Below are 18111 nucleotides of genomic sequence, written 5' to 3'. Positions count from 1 at the left end.
CCATGGAGACCCCTGCCGCCTTGATCGACAGCGTGAAAATGCAGCGCAATATCCAGCGCATGCAGCAACGCGCCAACGCCCTGGGCGTGCAGTTGCGCCCCCATGTCAAAACCCACAAGTGCGCCGAAGTGGTGGCCGCACAAATCGCAGCGGGCGCCAGCGGCATCACGGTGTCGACGTTGAAAGAGGCCGAGTATTTTTTCGCACTGGGCATCCACGACATCCTCTACGCGGTGGCCATGGCCCCGCACAAACTGCCCCAGGCCCTGACGCTGCGTCGCCGGGGCTGCGGCTTGACGTTGATCACCGACAGCTTGGCCGGTGCCCAGGCGATTATCGATTTTGGCCACCAGCACGACGAAACCTTTGCAGTGATGATCGAGATCGATTGCGACGGCCACCGCTCAGGGGTCAAGCCGCACGACCCTTTGCTGCTGGACATCGCCCGACTGCTCGGCGACACCCTCACCGGCGTGCTAACCCACGCGGGTGAAAGCTACGGCCTGGATACGCCTGAAGCCCTGCAAGCCATCGCCGAACAGGAACGCGCCCGTTGCGTCGAGGCGGCCGCGCGGATTCGTGCCGCCGGCCTGCCCTGTGCCCAGGTCAGCGTCGGGTCTACCCCGACCGCACTCTCGGCCGTCAACCTGGAGGGTGTGACCGAACTGCGCGCCGGGGTCTACGCGTTCTTCGACCTGGTGATGCACAACATCGGCGTATGCCGCACCGATGAACTGGCCTTGAGCGTACTGACCACGGTGATCGGCCATCAGGCGGAAAAAGGCTGGATCATCACGGATGCCGGCTGGATGGCCATGAGCCGGGATCGCGGCACGCAATCGCAGAAAAAGGACTTTGGCTACGGCCAGGTCTGTGATGAGCGCGGTACGCCGATCGACGGGTTGCTGTTGAGCGCCGCTAATCAGGAGCATGGCGTGGTGCACGTCCAGGGCGTGGATGTGGATGTGGTCGCGCAATTCCCCTTGGGTACTCGGCTGCGCATCCTGCCGAACCACGCCTGCGCCACCGGAACCCAATTCGGCAGTTATAACGCTGTACTGGAGAATGGCGAGCTACAGGTATGGGGGCGCCTGCGCGGCTGGTAACGCACCGGTAGGACCCCGGCTTGCCGGCGATGGTCGCCAACAATGACGCGGGAACCAGGACAAACGAGGACAAACGCGGCGGCCTTGAGTTTTTCGCCGGCCAGCCGCGCACCTACAGGTTCAGCAGGCGTCTTCGAGGATCAAGTCGGCGCCCTTCTCCGCCACCATCAACACCGCCGCGTGGGTATTGCCGGAGGTCACGTTCGGGAAGATCGACGCATCGACGATGCGCAACCCCTCCAGCCCATGCACCTTCAGGCGCTTATCCACCACCGAGACCTGCGGGTCCGAGCCCATAGCGCAGGAGCCGCACAGGTGGTAGATCGAGCCGCTGTTTTCGCGGAAATATTGCAGCATCTGCTCATCGGTTTGCACCGCCTTGCCGGGCAACACCTCATCGACCGTGATGCTCTTGAGCGCCGGTGCCTGCATGATCTTGCGCATCAACCGGCTGCCCTGGATCACCTCGTCGATGTCCTTCTGGGTGCTCAAGTAGTTGGGGTCGATTAAGGCCGCGTCCCGTGGGTTTTTCGAGGCGATACGGATGGTGCCGCGGCTGGTCGGCCGGCACGGGTTGAAGCACAGCAAGAAACCGGAATACGGCTCGGGCTTTAGGCTGGCCTTGTTGTTTTTCGGGATCTGGTACGACAGCGGGTTGAAGTACAACTGCAGGTTCGGGTCCTTCTGTTCATCGCTGCCGCGAAAGAAACCACCGGCCTGGTTGACGCTCATCGCCAGTGCGCCCTTGCGGGTCAACAGGTACTTGAGGCCGAGTTTCAATTGGCCGAACAGCGAACTGAGCTCATCGTTCAGCGTCGGGATATTGGCCTTGTAGTAGTAACTGGCGCACAGGTGGTCCTGGAGGTTTTCACCCACGGCCGGCAGGTGCTTGACCAGCGGGATATTGTGCTCTGCCAAGAGTCCCTGGTCGGCCACCCCGGACAGTTGCAGGATCTTCGGCGTGTCCACCGCGCCGGCGCACAGGATCACTTCCTTGCGCGCGCTGAAGGTGCGCGCCACGCCGTGCTGGGTAACGGCGATACCGGTAGCGCGCTGCTGGTCGTCAAACAGCACGCGGTCCACCAGGGCATGCAGCTCCACGGTCAGGTTCGGGCGCCCCAGTGCCGGGTGCAGGTGCGCAAAGCTGCTGGAACAGCGTTCGCCATTGCGAGTGTTGACGTCATACAGCCCCGCTCCCTCGAAGTTCGGTCCGTTGAAGTCGTCGCTGTGGGCATAGCCCAACTGTTCGCAGCCCTTGAGGAACACGTCGCAGATCGGGTGGGTCTGGCCCTTCATCGGCGTGATGCTGATGGGGCCGCTGCCGCCGTGGTACTCGGTGTCGCCCAGCGGGTGGTTTTCCAGCTTGCGGAAGTACGGCAGCACGTCCTTGAATCCCCAGCCGTCGTTGCCGTTGGCGGCCCAGTCATTGAAGTCATGGGCCTGGCCACGCACGTAGATCATCGCGTTGATCGAGCCCGAGCCGCCCTGCACTTTGCCGCGTGGCGCGTAGATTTCACGGCCAGCCAGTTGCTTTTGCGGCTGGCTGTAGTACATCCAGTTGAAGGTCGGGTTGTAATACATCTTGGCGAAACCGACCGGGATCTTGAACCACCAGGAACTGTCCTTGCCACCGGCTTCCAACAGCAACACGGAGTGTTCGCCCGAGGCGGACAACCGGTTGGCGAGGATGCAACCTGCGGCGCCAGCGCCGGCGATGATGTAGTCATATGTCATTCACGGTTACCGCATCAGTCGTTTTTTTTAGCCCTTGGCGGGCGAAGTGTCTTTCACGTCGGCCGGGGTCGGCGCCATCTGCAGGTGCAGGCGCTCACCGGTGTATGGCGTGTGCTTGCGCACCACGTCCATGTTCAGCTCCACGCCCAGGCCCGGCTCGGTGGACGGGATGATGTAGCCGTCCTCCCATTGCAGCGGCTTGGTCAGCACTTCGGCATGGAAACCGCCCCAGGTCATGATGCTTTCCTGGATCAGGAAGTTCGGTGTGCAAGTGGCCAACTGGAAACTGGCCGCTGCGCCAATCGGCCCGTTGTAGAGGTGCGGTGCAATTTGCGCGTAGTAGGCCTCGGCCATGCTCGCGATTTTCTTCGCCTCCAGCAGCCCGCCGCAGCGCGCCACGTTCATCTGCAGGATCGACGCTGCACCCGCCTGCAGCAGTTTGAAGAATTCGTACTTGGTGGTCAGGCGCTCGCCGGTGGCAATCGGAATACTGGTCTTGGCTGCGACCTGGGCCATGGCGTCTTCCTGCCCGGGCGGCACCGGCTCTTCGAACCACAGCGGATCGTATTTCTCCAGGCGCTTGGCCAGGCGGATCGCCGATGACGGCACCATCTGCCCATGGGTGCCGAACAGCAGGTCGCACTTGTCGCCCACCGCTTCGCGGATCTTGCGGCAGAACGTCTCGCAGCGTTCCAACACTTCCAGCGAAATCTGGTGGCCGGAGTACGCGGTGTAAGGGCCTGCCGGGTCGAACTTCAAGGCGGTGAAGCCTTTGTTCATGTTCTCGATGGCGCATTCGGCGGCCAGGTCCGGGTCGTCGTAGTCGTACTCGCCTTTGCTATTGACCGGGTACAGGTAGGTGTAGGAGCGCAGGCGCTCGTTGACCTTGCCGCCCAGCAACTCGTAGACCGGCTTGTTGGCGGCCTTGCCAATGATGTCCCAGCAGGCCATTTCCAGGCCACTGACCACGCCCATCATGGTCAGGTCCGGGCGCTGGGTGAAACCGCTCGAATACGCCTGGCGGAAGAAACGCTCGATATGGTGCGGGTCATGGTTGAGCAGGTAGCGCTCGAACACGTCCTCGATGATCGGCAGCATGGCCTTGGGACCAAAGGTGGCCGCGTAGATCTCGCCGACGCCTTCGATGCCGCAGTCGGTCTTGAGTTTGACGAACAGCCAGTACATGCCACCGATGTGCGGCGGCGGGACGGCAACGATATGGGTTTCAAGGGCGACGATTTTCATCTCAGGCACCTGTCTGGTTGAATTTTTTACGATTGATTCGGGCGCGCAGGGTCAAGGCCGCAAGGGTGCCGAGCACGCCGATGAAGGCGATGTAGCCGAAATACAGGTTGTAGCCGGCCTTGCCTGGGTAGGTCTCGGTCAGATAGCCATTGATCAGCGGGATAAAGGTGTCGGGCAGGTACCCCACCACCGAGACAATGCCGATGGCCAGGCCGGTGATACGCAGCGGAATGTCACAGCTGTCGAGGATCGCCCAGTACAGGCCACGGATCGCGTAGGTCATCAGGCCGATGAAGATCACGGTGCCGATCAGCAGGCCCAGGCTGTTGAGTGCCGGGAACACGATCAGCCCGGCCATGGCCAGGGTCACCAGGGCCAGGGCAACGATCAGTACCGAGATGTTCGAGAACTTGTCCCCCAGCCAGCCGCCACCGATGCCGCCGATGGGGCGCATCCACAGCTTGATGGTGGTGATGGTGCCGGCCATCACGGCGGTCATGCCGCTGCCTTGCAAGTAGTCGGAGAAACTGTAGGTGGCCCAGAACATGTGATAACCGCAGAACACGATAGCGGTCACCAGCCACAGCTCGGGGATTTTCACCAGAGTGGTCAGGTCGGCAATCAGGTTGAACTTGCCCTTCTCCACCGCCGCAGTCTCGGCCATGGATTTGGGATCCTTGAGTAGCACCAGGATGCAGCCAATGGCGATACACACGAAAGAATACAGGTACACCACGTGCTTGAAGCCTTCGGCCGCCGATTGGCTGCGTGTCTCGGTGGCATAGGCGAACAGGCCCAGGGCGACGGTCGCCAGCAAGGCTTCGACCAGTCCGCGGCCGCCATCGAGGATGCCAAAGAACCGGCCTTGCTCGCTGTGGTGAGCGATCATTTTCACGCGCTTGAGCACCGAAGCCCAGAACGTCAGGCCGGTAGTCAGGCCCCAGCAACCGAAGATGATCATCAGGCCGGTCATCGACGGTACGGTGGAATACCACAGGCCCAGCGCTCCGGTGGCGACCAGCGAAAAGAAGATCAGGAAACGCGGAGGCAAACGGTCCGCCAGCCAACCGCTGGGCAGGTAACTGAGCAGGAAGACCGTACCCAGCATGGAGTACAGGTAGCCCAACTCGCTGTGGTTGATGTGGAACACCTCGAGCATGGTGGTCTGGTAGACCTGGCGCAGGTAGAGGATCGGATAGATCGCCCCTGCTGCGAGCACCAGCAACATCAATTGGAAGTAGCGACTGGCGGTGTCGCTGTTGGCAGCGGGCACGGCAACGGAAACCTGGGCAACGGGGGCAGGCTTGGACATCATTCGAACCTCAGGCACCCGATGCGTGGGTGCCCCAATAATTGTTTTTATTAAAGGTGCTGCGGGTATTCGTGGATCAGTACTTCATGACCACCAGGCGGGTCTGGGTGAACTCAAGCATCCCGTGCTTACCGTCGTCGCCGCCCAGCCCCGAGCGCTTCCAGCCCGCGTGGAAACCCTGGTAAGGGTCCGCCGGAGTGCGATTGACGTACAACTCGCCGGCCTCGATGGCATTCGCCACCTTCATCGCCGTGCGGTAATTCTCGGTGTAGAGCACCGACGACAGGCCGAACTGGTGGTCGTTGGCCATGGCCAGCGCATCATCGATGTCGCGGTACTTGAGCACCGGCAGCACCGGGCCGAAGATTTCTTCCTGGATGATTTCCATGTCCTGGCGGCAGCCGCTGAGCAGGGTCGGCGGGTAGAAATGGCCCGGGCCTTCGGGCAGCACACCGCCTGTCTCCAGTACAGCACCGGCGGCCACGGCGCGCTCGACCATGGCGTGGACATTCTTTTGCGAACTGGCGTTGACCAGCGGGCCCATCAGGCTTTCGTCTTTGGCCCGGTCACCGAATTTCACCGCGCTGATCTTCGCTTTCAGCAGCGCGAGGAATTGTTCGTAGACGCTTTCATGCACATACACACGCTCCACCGCCGTGCACAGCTGACCGCAGTGGGTGGTCTTGGAGGCAATAATGGCGCTGGCGGCTTTTTCCAGGTCGGCATCGGCCTCGATGATCGCCGGGGTCTTGCCACCCAGTTCCAGGGATGGCTTGGCGATATTGGCCTTGCAGTAATCGAGCACGATGCGCCCGGCGTTCACGCTACCGGTGAGGGTGATCAGGCCGACGGCCTTGTGGGTACAGACGCTGGCGGCGGTGGCGTGGTCCATGGTGAGGATATTGATCACACCGGCCGGAATACCGGCCTTGACCACGGCCTTGGCGATTTCAAACGCCGACAGCGGCGTGTTGTTGCTCGGCCGCACCACCACGGTGTTACCGGCAATCAACGCCGGGGCGATCTTGCGCAGGAGGGTGTAGACCGGGTAGTTGAACGGGATCAGGCAGGCCACGACACCGATCGGCTCGCGTTGCAGGAACAGGTTTTCGTCCGGGGTATCGCTGGGAATAATTTCGCCTTCGATACGCCTCGCCCATTCGGCGTGGTAGCGGGTGATTTGTGCGGCGTAGCGCGCTTCGTTGCTCGCGTCGCTGTGGCTCTTGCCAGATTCGCTGGCCAGGGCGGCGCCGATGGCTTCGGCCTGAGTGTCCAGGGCATCGGCGAAAGCCCGCAGGTGTTCGGCGCGTTCGATACTGGTGAGTTTGCCCCAGGTCTTCTGGGCGATGGCAGCAGCGTCGACGGCGGCGATGGCTTCGTCGGCCGTGGCAGCGCTGACGTGGCCGACGAGGGTTTCGGTGGCAGGGTTGTAGACGGCGATCAGTGCGTCGCTGGCGGGTTCGACGAATTGGCCGTTGTAGAAATTTCGCTCGAGTTGCATGTGGTTTGCCCAACGTTGTTGTTTTGCGAGTGACATGCAGTTTTGTATTTGCTTGGGGGGTGTGCAAACGACTTATTGGGTGGGCTAACGTGAGAAAAATGCAGGTTAGTGGTGTTAGGGGGGGTGGGGACACATCCGTTATTTGGGGGATAGCGGAACCCCAGGCGGCCATTACTCAAATAACGGACATGCACACCATCACAACCCCACTCAACCCGCAGCAGTCGAGGGCTCCAACTGCCGCTGGGCCAACCAGATCTCCTCCTGCAACCAGCGCCCAAATACCTGCAGCTGAGGCATATCCGTCTGCTCCGGTCGAGTCACCAGCCAATAAGACTGATGCCCCTCCACGTGCACATTGAGCACCTGGGTCAACTGCCCGGAGGCCAACTCCGCGGCTACCATATGCCAGTCGGCAATGGTAATCCCCAGTCCGTCGGTGGCTGCCCGGATCGCCAGGTCCAGCAAGTCGAACTCATACCCGCCCTGGGTATCCACACCGTGGATCCGCGCCGCATCCAGCCAATGCTTCCACGTGAGGTAACGCTGATCCTCACTGGCCAACACATGCAGCAAGGTCATGCGATTCAGGTCCACGCCATCACTGCATTCGCGGGCATACAGCGACGGTGCACATACCGCAATGTGCCGCTCCTGAATCAACAGCGAACTGTCCAACCCATCCCACTCTCCATTGCCAAACCGAATGGCGCAATCCAGCGTACTGGTCTGCGCCAGGCTGTCCTGCAAGCATGTGGTAATGCTCAGCTCCAGTTCGGGATGAGCCTCGCGCAGGCGCCCCAGGCGCGGCATCAACCAGCGGCTGGTAAAGGTCGGCGGTGCATTGATGTGCAGGCGGTTGGAGTGGGTTTTCTGCTGGATGCTGCGCACCGTCAGCTCGATCTTGTCGAACGATTGGTGCAGCGCACGCAGTAATACGCGGCCGGCGCTGGTCAGTTCCAGATGGTGGTGGCGCCGTTCCAGCAAGTTCTCGCCCAGTTGCTCTTCCAACTGCCGGACCTGGCGGCTGACCGCACTCTGGGTCACGTTCAGAAGCTCCGCAGCCCGGGTGAAGCTGCCGGTGCTGCCGGCGACTTCGAAGGCTTTGAGGGCATTGAGACCGGGCATTTTGCGTTTCATGGTGGGCACTCGACAGCGGCGGAGAAGGAAGATTAGGCAACCAATTTCCCCATCAACATACCTTTTTGTATTAGGCCAGGGGTAGCGCCCTCTGCAACGGAACACAAGACACCGCCGTGGCTGGGCACGTCGTTTTTTGCCGGGTTGCGTCGCTCACGAATAAATAGCACGCGTATTACGCATGCACACTAAGACAATTAAGCATTGGTCGCTGGCGCCCCACAAAAGTTAGTCTTCGCGACAACTAACTCCTGCGTTTCGCCGCAATTAAATTAGGCCAGAACCATGTCGAACACACCTGTCTTATCGCGGCGAAATATTGGCCTTTTGGCACTTGTCTTTACGGCCTGCAATGCCACGACTCACGGTTTCAGTATGTTCCTGTATTCCGCGCTATTACCGCAGATTCGCCAGGCGTTTGAACTCAGTTACAGCCAGGCAGCGCTGATTGCGGCGCTGCTGCAGCTGTTTTATATGGGCGCCTCGATGGCGAGCGGTATTGCTGCGGCATGGGTCAGCCCACGCAACATGGTGCGCTTGACCATCGTCTTGAGCCCGGCCCTGCTGGCGCTGGCCGTTGCCACCCCTTGGGTAATGCCGTTTGCCCTGTGCCTGGCACTGGTGTCGGCATGCGCGGTGTCGAACTGGAATGCGATTGCCGCACTGGCGCGCGAGGTCATCCCACCCAGCCACCGCAGTCGCGTGTTGGGGTTGTCCTCATCGGGCGCCGCCTTTGCAATCTGCTTGAATGGGCTGTTGATTGCGTTGCTGCAGGGCTTGTCGTTGCGCCAGTTCTGGTTGATCTGCGCAGGCCTGACGTTGCTGGTCGCGCTGCTGACCCTGTGGGCCTTGGCCCCGCACGCCGAGCAGACGCCCCGCGCTACCCAGCCGCCCACATTCAACCAGGTATTGAGGCAATGGCTGCGCCTGTGCCTGGAACAACCGGTGGCGTTGCAGATGGTCTTGCTCAGCGGCTTTATCGGCGCGATCAGTGGGCCTTTTCTCAACTTTTTGTCGGCATTTGTCAGCGATCGACTGCACGCCGGGGTGGCGATGACGGGCTCGATATGGACACTGATCGGCATTGGCGGCGCCATCGGCGGGCTGCTATTGGGCACGCTGGCAGATCGCTGGGGCGCGCTGCGGGTGCTGGCGCTGAGCATCGGCGCATTCGGACTGGCCATGCTCGGCCTGCTGGCCCACCCCAGCCTGCTCCTGAGCTGGCTGGCCGCCGGGTTATTCGCGGTGTTCTATTTTCCGTCGTGGGGCTTGATGGCGGCCTACCTCAGCGCACGCCTCAGCGCGGTGGCAAGCCTGCAAGTGGTGAGCCTGAGCATGGTCAGCTATGGCCTGGCCAGCGCCACGGCCAATGGGGTGTGTGGCTGGTTGCTGCAGGTCAGCGGCGAATTTGCCGGGGTGCATGCCTGGATCGCCGGCTGGGTGTTCGCCAGTCTGTTACTGCTCAAGCGCATGGCTCGTCGACACGCCTTGGAGGCGTTGCCGGTCCAAATACCCTGAGCGCCCCAGCTGGCGCTGCAAAATCTCCACCAGTGCCTCGACCTCCGGCACCTGGCAACCAGCGGATCGCCAAAACATCAGGCGCGCTGGCGCAATCGGTGGAAAACCCTGGCGCTCATCCAGGATCTGCCAGCCGGCCGGCACCAAGCGTCGCGCCATCACCCCGACCGATAAGCCCTGCTCAATTGCCACTGCGATTCCCCGCGGGCTCTGGCTGGTGTACACCACCTGCCATGAGCGCCCGGCCTGGGCCAGCGCCTGCACGGCATTGGCGCGGAATGCACAGCCCTCGGCGTACACCGCCAGCGGCACCGACTGGCGCCCCACGCAACTCCAACTCGGCGCCGCCACCCACACCAGCGGCTCGTCACACAGGTATTCCCCAGATTGCAGGCCGACATGCTCTACGCCCAGCACAAGGTCCAACTCGCCGCGGTGCAAACGGCTGACCAGCGCAGTTGACATCTCACAGCAGATGTCCGGGCGGACCTGAGCAAACTGCGCCTGGAAATCCTTGAGTATCCCGCCCAGGCAGTAGTCGGCGTAGTCCTCGGGCATACCCACGTGGATGCACACCTGCTCATTGGGCAGTTGCGCGGCACTGACGGCCTCGTGGTGCAGTTTGAGAATCTGCCGGGCATAAATCAGGAAGGTCTCGCCACTTGGGGTCAAGCCAATGGAGCGGCTGGTGCGGTGAATCAGTGGCGTACCAACAACCTCCTCAAGCCGCTGCAAACTCTGGCTGACGGTGGACTGGGTTTTGTGCAAGCGCTCGGCAGCGGCCGAAAACCCCTGGCACTCGATAATTGCCACAAACACTTTAAGTAAGCCGCCATCCAGTTCGCCTGACATCACTATCGCCCTTGCCGATGGATTCGATCACAACTTGTAATTTCCACTTCACGTTGCTTTACGCAACTATCGATTCAACACCACAACCGACTTCAGGAGCCGTGTATGAGTCTTAAACTTGCCGATGCCGAAACCGGTGATATCAGCGACATCATTAATACCGAGCTGTACCCCATACATGATTCGGGCCATGTTCAATTACAGGCACTGATAGAACATGCCCGTGCCGAACTGGCCGAGGACGGTTGCTGCCTGTTGAAGAACTTTCTGCGCCCGGCAGCACTGGAACAAGCGCGACAGGAAGGCCAGGCGTTGTCGGGCAAGACGTTTTATTCGGTGCGCAAGGTCAACGCCTATTTCACCGAAGACGACGCCAGCCTGCCCCAGGATGACCCGCGCCGCACATTCATGGAGCGCACCAGCGGCTTTGTGACCCGCGACATGATCGCTCCCGACGCAATCATCCACCGTCTATACGTCTCACCGATGATGAAACGCTTTATCGGCGCCTGCCTCGATGAACCCGAGATTTTCGAATACGCCGACCCGTTTGCCGGGCTGGTGATCAACGTAATGCCCGCGGGCACCGAGCAGCCTTGGCACTTCGACACCAACGAATTCATCGTCAGCATGATGACCCAGAAGCCCGAAGCGGGCGGCCTGTTCGAGTACGCACCGATGATCCGCTCGCGCAACCAGGAAAACCTCGGCGCAGTGGGCAAAGTGGTGCGCGGCGAAGACCGCTCACGGGTGCAGGAACTGGATCTCAACCCCGGTGACCTGCAAATCTTCAAGGGCCGCTTCTCGGTGCATCGGGTCACCCGCGTGGAAGGTGCTACCGAGCGCAACACGGCCATCTTTGCCTACTCGGAAAAGCCCGGAATCATCGGCCGTGCGCAACGCACCAAGCAGCTTTACGGGCGCCTGTCCGAAGCCCATCTGCAAGCCGAGCGCAACCTGGTTCGCAGCGACCAGTTGCTCGACTGATTCACACCGCCCAACTCTCAAACACCGTATTTGCCCTGCGAGGAACACCCCATGAGTCTGTCCGGCCCGAACCGAAATCCTGCCGACTGCGAACCCACCGATGACGAGATTCAGCAAATCCAGCTGGACCGTCTGCAACGGGTGCGCAACGAGCTGAAGAAACGCGACTACGCCGCCTGTGTGCTGTTCGACCCCACCCACATGCGCTACGCCACCGGCTCGCGCAATATGCAGGTGTATTCAGCGCGCAACCCGGCGCGGTACGCCTTTATCCCCGCAGAAGGCCCGGTGGTGATCTTCGAGTTCGGCGGCTGCCTGCACCTGGCCGAGCCCCTTAACACTGTGGATGAAGTGCGCCCGGCCAAAGCAATCTCCTATTACTTCTGCGAAAGCTTCCTGGGTAATGTCACCGCCGACTGGGCTGCCGAGATCGATGAACTGGTACGCAAATGCGGTGGGGGCAAACGTATCGCCATTGAGAGCGCCACTTCGGCGGCAGCGTTTGAATTGCAAAAGCTCGGCTACCAGGTATTCGATGCCCAGGAACCGCTGGAGCGCGCGCGCTGCATCAAGGTGCCCAACGAGCTCAAGATGATCCGCGCCAGCCTGCGGGCCACCGAGGCCGGGGTGCGCCTGATGGAAAGCAAACTCATCCCCGGCATTACCGAAAACCAATTGTGGTCGCACCTGCACCAGCATGTGATCGCCACCGACGGCGACTACGTCGAGACCCGCCTGCTCTCCTCCGGCCCGCGCACCAACCCGTGGTTCCAGGAATGCAGCACGCGGCCGATCGAGGCCGGCGACCTGGTGGCCCTGGACACGGATGTGGTCGGGCGCTTCGGTTATTACGCCGACTTTTCGCGCACCTTCCTGTGCGGCGACCAGGCCGCCACCGCCAAGCAGCAAGAGCTGTACAAACTTGCCTATGAGCAGGTGCAGACCAATGTGCAAATGCTCAAGGCCGGGCGCAGCTTCAAGGAATACGCCGAGATGGCCTGGAAGATTCCCGAACATTACAAAAACAACCGCTACTTCGCTTTGGTGCATGGCGTTGGCATGACCGGCGAATACCCTTATGTGGTGCACCGCGAAGACATTGACGCGCTGGGCTATGACGGCGTGTTCGAGGCCGGCATGACCATCTGCGTGGAAAGCTACATCGGCCACGACGACGGCGGCGAAGGCGTGAAGCTCGAAGAACAGATCTACATCCACGAACACGGCATCGAGTTGCTCTCCGATTACCCCTTCGACCCACGCCTGTTGCCACGCTGAAGGCGTCTAACACCGAAGGCGGCCTTGGGAACGACCTGTAACATGCATTTATAGAAGGTTACTGCGCAAAATTTGTCGTTTGTCGATCTTTGCGCAAATGACAAAACTGCGGGCATCTCTAATAAAAACAACATGAGAGCTGCCCTATGTCCTATCCCATTGCCCGCCTCCTGACTTCGTTGTGCCTTGTTCGTCTGCCGGTTTCACAGCGGTCCGTGCTGCGCCTTGCCGGCGCTTGCCACTGACCCTTTGCGGTTCAACAAAAACGCATATTCGCAAGTACCGGAGAGGCTTATGAAAGAGTTGACTACCCTGGACGGCGCCCAGCCGCATCCCGCCGTAAACGACCTGTGTGCCCACGTTATCAGCGGCGAGATCAACCGCCGCCAATTCCTGCGCACCGCCGCCCTGCTGGGCATTACCGCAGCCAGCGCCAGCAGTTTTATTGGCTCAGCCTTGCTGGGCAGCGACGCCCAGGCTGCCGACGGCACACCTGCCCGCCAAGGTGGCAGCCTGCGCTTCGCCTGCGCCATCCAGGAAATCCAGGACCCGATGCTGATCACCTGGATCGAAGCCTCGAACCTGCTGCGCAACTCGCTGGAATACCTGACTTGGGTCGACGCGGATAACATCACCCACCCGTACCTCGCCGAAAGCTGGAGCCCGTCCGACGACCTCACCACCTGGACCTTCAACCTGCGCCAGGACGTAAAGTGGAGCAACGGCGACAGCTTCAACGTCGACGACGTGCAGCACAATATCCAGCGTTGGATCGCCGCCGATTCGAAATCAGTCAACCGCACCGCCTTCCAGGACATCAAGGCCTTCGAGAAAGTCAGCGACCACCAGTTCCGCCTCCACCTCAAGCGGCCGATCCTGGCGATCCCGGAGATGCTCAACGCCTTCACCTGCGCCATCGTGCACCGCAGCTTCAAGGCTGGGGATGACTGGGCCAAGAACCCGCTGGCCACCGGTCCGTTCAAGCTGGTGTCGTTTGCAGTGAACAAGCAGGCCACGTTCGCCAAGCGCGCCGATTACTGGGGCAAACCGGCCAACCTCGACGAACTGCGCTACATCGACATGGGCACCGACGTGTCGACCCACCTCGCCGCCCTGCAAGCCGGACAGGTTGACGTGCTGTACCGCGTGACCGTGGCCGAACTGGACCTGGCCAAACGCCTGCCCGGTGCACAGTTGCTCACCTGCAAATCCGCGCAGACCGTGGTGATGCGCATGGCCTGCGACCAGAAGCCGTTTACCGATGTGCGGGTGCGCAAAGCCGTGGTGCTCTGCGCCGACAACGAACAGATGCTCAAGGTCGCCTATCGTGGCATGGGCACGCTGGGTGAAGACCACCACGTGGCCCCCTCCCACCCCGAATACTTTCCGCTGCCCAAGCGCGGGCGCGATGTGGCAACAGCGAAAAAACTCTTGGCCGAAGCCGGCTTTGCCAACGGCCTGGACATCGACTTGATCGTCGGCAACACACAGGGGCGCTATGAGCAGGACTGCGCGCAGATCCTGCAGCAAAACTGCCTGGAAGCGGGCATCCGTATCAACCTCAAAGTCATCCCCGCCGCGCAATACTGGCCGATCTGGGACAAGGCCGCGTTCAGCCTGACCTACTGGGCCCATCGCCCGCTCGGGGTGATGTCCTTGGAACTGGCCTATCGCGGCGGCGGCGCCTGGAACGAAAGCCACTACAGCGACCCGGCCTTCGATGCCGCACTGGACAAGGCCATGGGCATCATCGATCCGAAGCAGCGCGCCGTGGCCATGCAAAACGTCGAGCAGATCCTGCAGGACGCGTGCGTGATCGTGCAGCCGTTCTGGGGCGACAAGTTCACCGCCGTGAGCAAAAAGGTGCAGGGCTTCCAGGTGCACCCTTCCGACTTCTACCCCATGGGCAATGTCTGGCTGAGCGCCTGAGCGTCTGAATCAAGACGCTGAAGCGCGACACCCTTTCCCTGTCGGAGCATGCCCCTGATGGCTCATTTTCTATTGCGAAAACTGCTGATGCTGGTGGCGACCTTGCTGTCGGTGTCGCTGATTGTGTTCCTGGCCCTGGAACTGAACATCGAGGACGTGGCAATCAACGTCCTCGGCCCCTACTCCGCCGCTGATCAGCGAGCGGCGTGGCTGCTGGAACACGGCTACAACCAACCGTTCGTGTGGCGCTACCTGGTATGGCTCAAGGATTTTGTGACCGGCGACTGGGGCACCTCGGTGTACTTCCGTGAACCGGTGCTCAACCTGTTGCTGCCCAACCTGTGGCAAACCCTGACCCTGGCCGGCCTGGCCTTGCTGGTGATGGTCCCGGTAGCACTGACCCTGGGCGTCCTCGCGGGGATTCGCCAGGGCTCGCCGATCGACCGGCTGGTGTCGTTCCTGTCGATTGTCACCACCTCGATTCCGGACTTCGCCAGTGCAGTGTTCGTCTCGGCGATCTTTGTGTTCTGGCTTAACTGGCTGCCTGGTGTCAGCAGCATGAGCGACGGTTTCAGCGTTGTGGAGCTGGTGCTGCCGCTGATGGTGCTGTGCCTGTTCGGCATCGGCTACCTGGCGCGCATTACCCGCGCCTCGATGGTCGAAGTGATGCAGGCCCCGTACATCCGCACCGCACGGCTCAAGGGGGCCTCGACCACGCGCATCGTATTGCGCCATGCGCTGCGTAATGTACTGATCGCACCGGTCACGGTGATCATGCTGTACATCCCGTGGCTGCTATCGAACGTGATCGTGGTGGAGGTGTTTTTCGCCTACAAGGGCTTCGGCTCGCTGCTCTACACCGCGTCACTGAACCACGACGTCTACCTGATCGAAGCGTGCGCGATGATCAGCGGCGTGGTGGTGGGCATCAGCAAGATCTTCTCGGACCTGGCCTACACCTGGCTCAACCCGCGCATTACCTTGCGCAGTCTCGGCGGAGGTCGCCAATGAACCTGCTCACATCCTTCAAGCATCCCCTGGCCCTGCTTGGCTTGCTGCTGGTCGGCGGTTGGGTGCTGGTCGCCCTCTGTGCGCCCTGGCTGGCGCCCCATGATCCGCTGGAAAGCTTCACCCCGCTGCTGTCGCCCATGACCGCAGGCGATGACGGCGCCAGCTTTCTGCTCGGTACCGACATGATCGGCCGCGACATCCTTTCGCGCCTGATCTGGGGCACGCGCACCGTGCTGTTCTGGTCGATCCTCGCCACCCTCACCGCGTTCGCAGTAGGCATCGCCATGGGCCTGTGCGCCGGATACTTCAACGGCTGGGTCGATGCGGTGCTGTCCTATGTAGCCGACACCGTGCTGTCGTTCCCGGTGCTGGTGCTGTACATCGTGATCATCATCGCCCTGGGTGCGTCGGCGCTGAACATCCTGATCGCGGTGACCTTCACCAGCGCCCCGGCGATCTTTCGCATCATGCGCGCGTTGACCATCGATATTCGCTCCCGCGACTACGTGCTCAGCGCCATTACCCAGGGCGAAGGCTCGCTACGCATCATGCTGGTGGAGATCCTGCCCAACTGCGGCGGGCCGCTGATCGTCGATTTCTGCCTGCGTATCGGCTACACCGCGATCATGATCGGTGCACTGGGCTTCCTCGGCCTGGGCCTGCCACCGCCCACCCCGGACTGGGGCGGCATGATCAACGATGGCCGCGCCATGGCCATCGCCTTCCCGCACCTGGTGATTTTCCCATGCATTGCCATCTCCACCCTGATGCTGGGCTTGAGCCTGCTGGCGGACGGTCTGGATGAACACGCGCAGCAAGGCGCAAGGAGTTGAGCATGAGCAGCCATCAAACGGTATTACGGGTCGATAACCTCTCGGTCGAACTGCCTAAGGGCGCCGACCGCAGCCACGCCGTTCAGGGCATCAGCCTGGACGTGCGCAAGGGTGAAATCCTGTGTGTGATCGGCGAGTCGGGCTCGGGCAAATCCGTGCTGTCGGCGGCGATCATGGGCGACTACGCCAAAGGCCTGCGGCATGCCGGGGGGGTGATCGACTTCCTTGGCGATGATATCTGCACCCTGAACGACGCCCGCTTGCGCGCCCTGCGTGGCAACCGCATCGCGATGATCTTCCAGGAGCCCATGGCGGCGCTGAACCCGGCAATTCGGATTGGCAAACAAGTCGAGGAAATCTTCGACATCCACGCCCCGCAGATGTCCGCTACCGAACGCCGTGAACGCATGCTCGCGTTGCTGGAGTCCACCCAACTGCCAGACCCGCCACGCATCGCCAACAGCTTTCCCCATCAACTGTCCGGCGGCCAGTGCCAACGAGTGGTGATCGCCATGGCCTTGGCGATGAACCCGGACTTGCTGATTGCCGACGAGCCCACCACCGCCCTCGACGTGACCACCCAGGCCCAGGTGCTGAAGCTGGTGCGTGACCTGCGCGGACGCGGCCAGCACGGCATCCTCTTCATCACTCACGACTTTGGCGTGGTGGCCCAGATTGCCGACCGTATTGCAGTGATGGAAGGCGGACGCCTGGTGGAGATCGGCGAGCGTGACCAGGTGTTGAATGCGCCGGCCCATGCCTACACCCGCAAACTCATCGCCGCGGTACCAGCACTGCACCCGGAACTGCATGCGCCAAGCGTGGATGGCGAAATGGCCTTGCGCATCGAGCACTTGACCAAGACCTACACCGTCGGCGGCAGCTCGGTAGCGGCGTTGCGCAATGTGTCGCTGAACCTGCCACGGGGCAAGACCCTGGCAATCGTTGGTGAGTCCGGCTCGGGCAAGAGCACCTTGGTGAAGGCGGCGATCCGCCTGGTGGACAGCGACAGCGGACATGTGTGGGTTGGCGACACCGACTTCCTCGCCCTCAGCGGTTCCGCGTTGGCGGCCAATCGGCGGCGTATCCAGATGATCTTCCAGGACCCGTACGGTTCATTGAACCCACGCCACCGCATCGGCGACATCATTGCCCGCGCCGCACAACTGCGTGGGTTGTCGGCCAAGGACGCCTGGGCCGAGGCCGGCGACTTGCTTGAGCAAGTCGGCCTCAAGCGCGACGCCTTGCAGCGCAAGCCCCGGCAGTTTTCCGGTGGCCAGCGCCAGCGCATCGGTATTGCCCGTGCGCTGGCGATGCGCCCGGAAGTGCTGATTGCCGATGAGAGCGTATCGGCGCTGGATGTGTCGGTGCAGAAGCAAGTGCTGGAGTTGCTCGCCAGCCTGCAGAAGCAACTGAACCTGAGCATCCTGTTCATCACCCATGACCTGCGCGTGGCCGCGCAGATCAGCGATCACATTGCGGTGATGCGCCAGGGCGAAGTGGTGGAGTACGGCACTGCCGAGCAGGTGCTGCTGCGTCCGCAAAATGCCTACACCCAGGCACTGCTGGCCGCTGCGCCGGGCGCGTCCGAACTGCCCGCTGCCGGGCCGCCATTGCGGTTGATCCGCCCCGCCGCTCACTGAGTTCAACCCTTTCGCCCGCGTC

Annotated in this window: 14 protein-coding genes; 8 read left to right on the top strand and 6 right to left on the bottom strand. The window is 61.7% G+C overall.

The window, feature by feature from the left end:
* Positions 1 to 2: 2 nt before the first annotated feature.
* Positions 3 to 1106 carry a DSD1 family PLP-dependent enzyme gene (locus tag ATH90_RS12835; RefSeq protein ID WP_098466423.1) on the top strand — a complete coding sequence of 368 codons (1104 nt, stop codon included), beginning with the start codon at positions 3 to 5 and terminating at the stop codon, positions 1104 to 1106.
* A 120-nt stretch (positions 1107 to 1226) separates the two neighbouring features.
* On the opposite strand, the gene ATH90_RS12830 is transcribed toward ATH90_RS12835, so the two are convergent.
* From ATH90_RS12830 to ATH90_RS12810, 5 genes are all read right to left on the bottom strand, one after another.
* Positions 1227 to 2840 (bottom strand): GMC family oxidoreductase, encoded by a 1614-nt coding sequence (locus tag ATH90_RS12830; RefSeq protein WP_098466422.1) that lies wholly within the window; start codon positions 2838 to 2840, stop codon positions 1227 to 1229.
* A 27-nt stretch (positions 2841 to 2867) separates the two neighbouring features.
* Positions 2868 to 4085: a mandelate racemase/muconate lactonizing enzyme family protein gene (locus tag ATH90_RS12825; RefSeq protein WP_098466421.1), complete on the bottom strand. Its 1218-nt coding sequence runs from the start codon at positions 4083 to 4085 to the stop codon at positions 2868 to 2870.
* 1 nt (position 4086) lies between these two features.
* The gene (locus tag ATH90_RS12820) at positions 4087 to 5397 is read right to left on the bottom strand and encodes an MFS transporter (protein ID WP_098467669.1); all 1311 of its coding nucleotides are present in this window, start codon (positions 5395 to 5397) and stop codon (positions 4087 to 4089) included.
* Between the two features lie 76 nt (positions 5398 to 5473).
* Positions 5474 to 6898 carry an aldehyde dehydrogenase gene (gene aldA / locus ATH90_RS12815; RefSeq protein ID WP_098466420.1) on the bottom strand — a complete coding sequence of 475 codons (1425 nt, stop codon included), beginning with the start codon at positions 6896 to 6898 and terminating at the stop codon, positions 5474 to 5476.
* 210 nt (positions 6899 to 7108) lie between these two features.
* Complete coding sequence (locus tag ATH90_RS12810; RefSeq protein ID WP_098466419.1) at positions 7109 to 8038, bottom strand: LysR substrate-binding domain-containing protein; 930 nt, start codon at positions 8036 to 8038, stop codon at positions 7109 to 7111.
* Between the two features lie 285 nt (positions 8039 to 8323).
* On the opposite strand from ATH90_RS12810, the gene ATH90_RS12805 reads away from it, so the two are divergent.
* Positions 8324 to 9556, top strand: a complete 1233-nt coding sequence (locus tag ATH90_RS12805; protein ID WP_098466418.1) for an MFS transporter — start codon at positions 8324 to 8326, stop codon at positions 9554 to 9556.
* On the opposite strand, the gene ATH90_RS12800 is transcribed toward ATH90_RS12805, so the two are convergent.
* Complete coding sequence (locus tag ATH90_RS12800) at positions 9494 to 10408, bottom strand: LysR family transcriptional regulator (protein ID WP_098466417.1); 915 nt, start codon at positions 10406 to 10408, stop codon at positions 9494 to 9496. The genes ATH90_RS12805 and ATH90_RS12800 overlap by 63 nt on opposite strands.
* A 105-nt stretch (positions 10409 to 10513) precedes the next feature.
* Between ATH90_RS12800 and ATH90_RS12795 the strand changes: the two genes are divergently transcribed.
* The 6 genes from ATH90_RS12795 (at position 10514) to ATH90_RS12770 (ending at position 18089) form a co-directional block, all read left to right on the top strand.
* Positions 10514 to 11395, top strand: coding sequence for a HalD/BesD family halogenase (locus tag ATH90_RS12795; protein WP_098466416.1), 882 nt, complete (start codon positions 10514 to 10516; stop codon positions 11393 to 11395).
* 51 nt (positions 11396 to 11446) lie between these two features.
* Positions 11447 to 12673 (top strand): M24 family metallopeptidase, encoded by a 1227-nt coding sequence (locus ATH90_RS12790; RefSeq protein ID WP_098466415.1) that lies wholly within the window; start codon positions 11447 to 11449, stop codon positions 12671 to 12673.
* A 294-nt stretch (positions 12674 to 12967) separates the two neighbouring features.
* Entirely contained in the window at positions 12968 to 14602 is a 1635-nt protein-coding gene (locus tag ATH90_RS12785) for an ABC transporter substrate-binding protein (protein WP_098466414.1), read from the top strand.
* A 57-nt stretch (positions 14603 to 14659) separates the two neighbouring features.
* The gene (locus ATH90_RS12780; protein WP_098466413.1) at positions 14660 to 15613 is read left to right on the top strand and encodes an ABC transporter permease; all 954 of its coding nucleotides are present in this window, start codon (positions 14660 to 14662) and stop codon (positions 15611 to 15613) included.
* The gene (locus ATH90_RS12775) at positions 15610 to 16446 is read left to right on the top strand and encodes an ABC transporter permease (protein WP_098466412.1); all 837 of its coding nucleotides are present in this window, start codon (positions 15610 to 15612) and stop codon (positions 16444 to 16446) included. Before ATH90_RS12780 ends, ATH90_RS12775 begins: the two co-directional genes overlap by 4 nt.
* Positions 16447 to 16448: 2 nt before the next feature.
* The gene (locus ATH90_RS12770) at positions 16449 to 18089 is read left to right on the top strand and encodes a dipeptide ABC transporter ATP-binding protein (RefSeq protein ID WP_098466411.1); all 1641 of its coding nucleotides are present in this window, start codon (positions 16449 to 16451) and stop codon (positions 18087 to 18089) included.
* The last annotated feature ends 22 nt before the right edge of the window (positions 18090 to 18111 follow it).

Source organism: Pseudomonas lurida (assembly GCF_002563895.1).
In the GTDB taxonomy this organism is placed as follows: domain Bacteria; phylum Pseudomonadota; class Gammaproteobacteria; order Pseudomonadales; family Pseudomonadaceae; genus Aquipseudomonas; species Aquipseudomonas lurida.
The sequence above is the reverse complement of the archived record's forward strand: the minus strand, read 5'-3'. Positions and strand labels throughout refer to the sequence as shown.

Excerpts from the sequence above, each read along its gene's own strand:
- ATH90_RS12770 (WP_098466411.1), top strand. The coding sequence starts at position 16,449 with ATGAGCAGCCATCAAACGGTATTACGGGTCGATAACCTCTCGGTCGAA.
- aldA (WP_098466420.1), bottom strand. The coding sequence starts at position 6,898 with ATGCAACTCGAGCGAAATTTCTACAACGGCCAATTCGTCGAACCCGCC.
- ATH90_RS12800 (WP_098466417.1), bottom strand. The coding sequence starts at position 10,408 with ATGTCAGGCGAACTGGATGGCGGCTTACTTAAAGTGTTTGTGGCAATT.
- ATH90_RS12785 (WP_098466414.1), top strand. The coding sequence starts at position 12,968 with ATGAAAGAGTTGACTACCCTGGACGGCGCCCAGCCGCATCCCGCCGTA.
- ATH90_RS12775 (WP_098466412.1), top strand. The coding sequence starts at position 15,610 with ATGAACCTGCTCACATCCTTCAAGCATCCCCTGGCCCTGCTTGGCTTG.
- ATH90_RS12830 (WP_098466422.1), bottom strand. The coding sequence starts at position 2,840 with ATGACATATGACTACATCATCGCCGGCGCTGGCGCCGCAGGTTGCATC.
- ATH90_RS12810 (WP_098466419.1), bottom strand. The coding sequence starts at position 8,038 with ATGAAACGCAAAATGCCCGGTCTCAATGCCCTCAAAGCCTTCGAAGTC.
- ATH90_RS12790 (WP_098466415.1), top strand. The coding sequence starts at position 11,447 with ATGAGTCTGTCCGGCCCGAACCGAAATCCTGCCGACTGCGAACCCACC.
- ATH90_RS12795 (WP_098466416.1), top strand. The coding sequence starts at position 10,514 with ATGAGTCTTAAACTTGCCGATGCCGAAACCGGTGATATCAGCGACATC.
- ATH90_RS12820 (WP_098467669.1), bottom strand. The coding sequence starts at position 5,397 with ATGTCCAAGCCTGCCCCCGTTGCCCAGGTTTCCGTTGCCGTGCCCGCT.
- ATH90_RS12805 (WP_098466418.1), top strand. The coding sequence starts at position 8,324 with ATGTCGAACACACCTGTCTTATCGCGGCGAAATATTGGCCTTTTGGCA.
- ATH90_RS12825 (WP_098466421.1), bottom strand. The coding sequence starts at position 4,085 with ATGAAAATCGTCGCCCTTGAAACCCATATCGTTGCCGTCCCGCCGCCG.
- ATH90_RS12835 (WP_098466423.1), top strand. The coding sequence starts at position 3 with ATGGAGACCCCTGCCGCCTTGATCGACAGCGTGAAAATGCAGCGCAAT.
- ATH90_RS12780 (WP_098466413.1), top strand. The coding sequence starts at position 14,660 with ATGGCTCATTTTCTATTGCGAAAACTGCTGATGCTGGTGGCGACCTTG.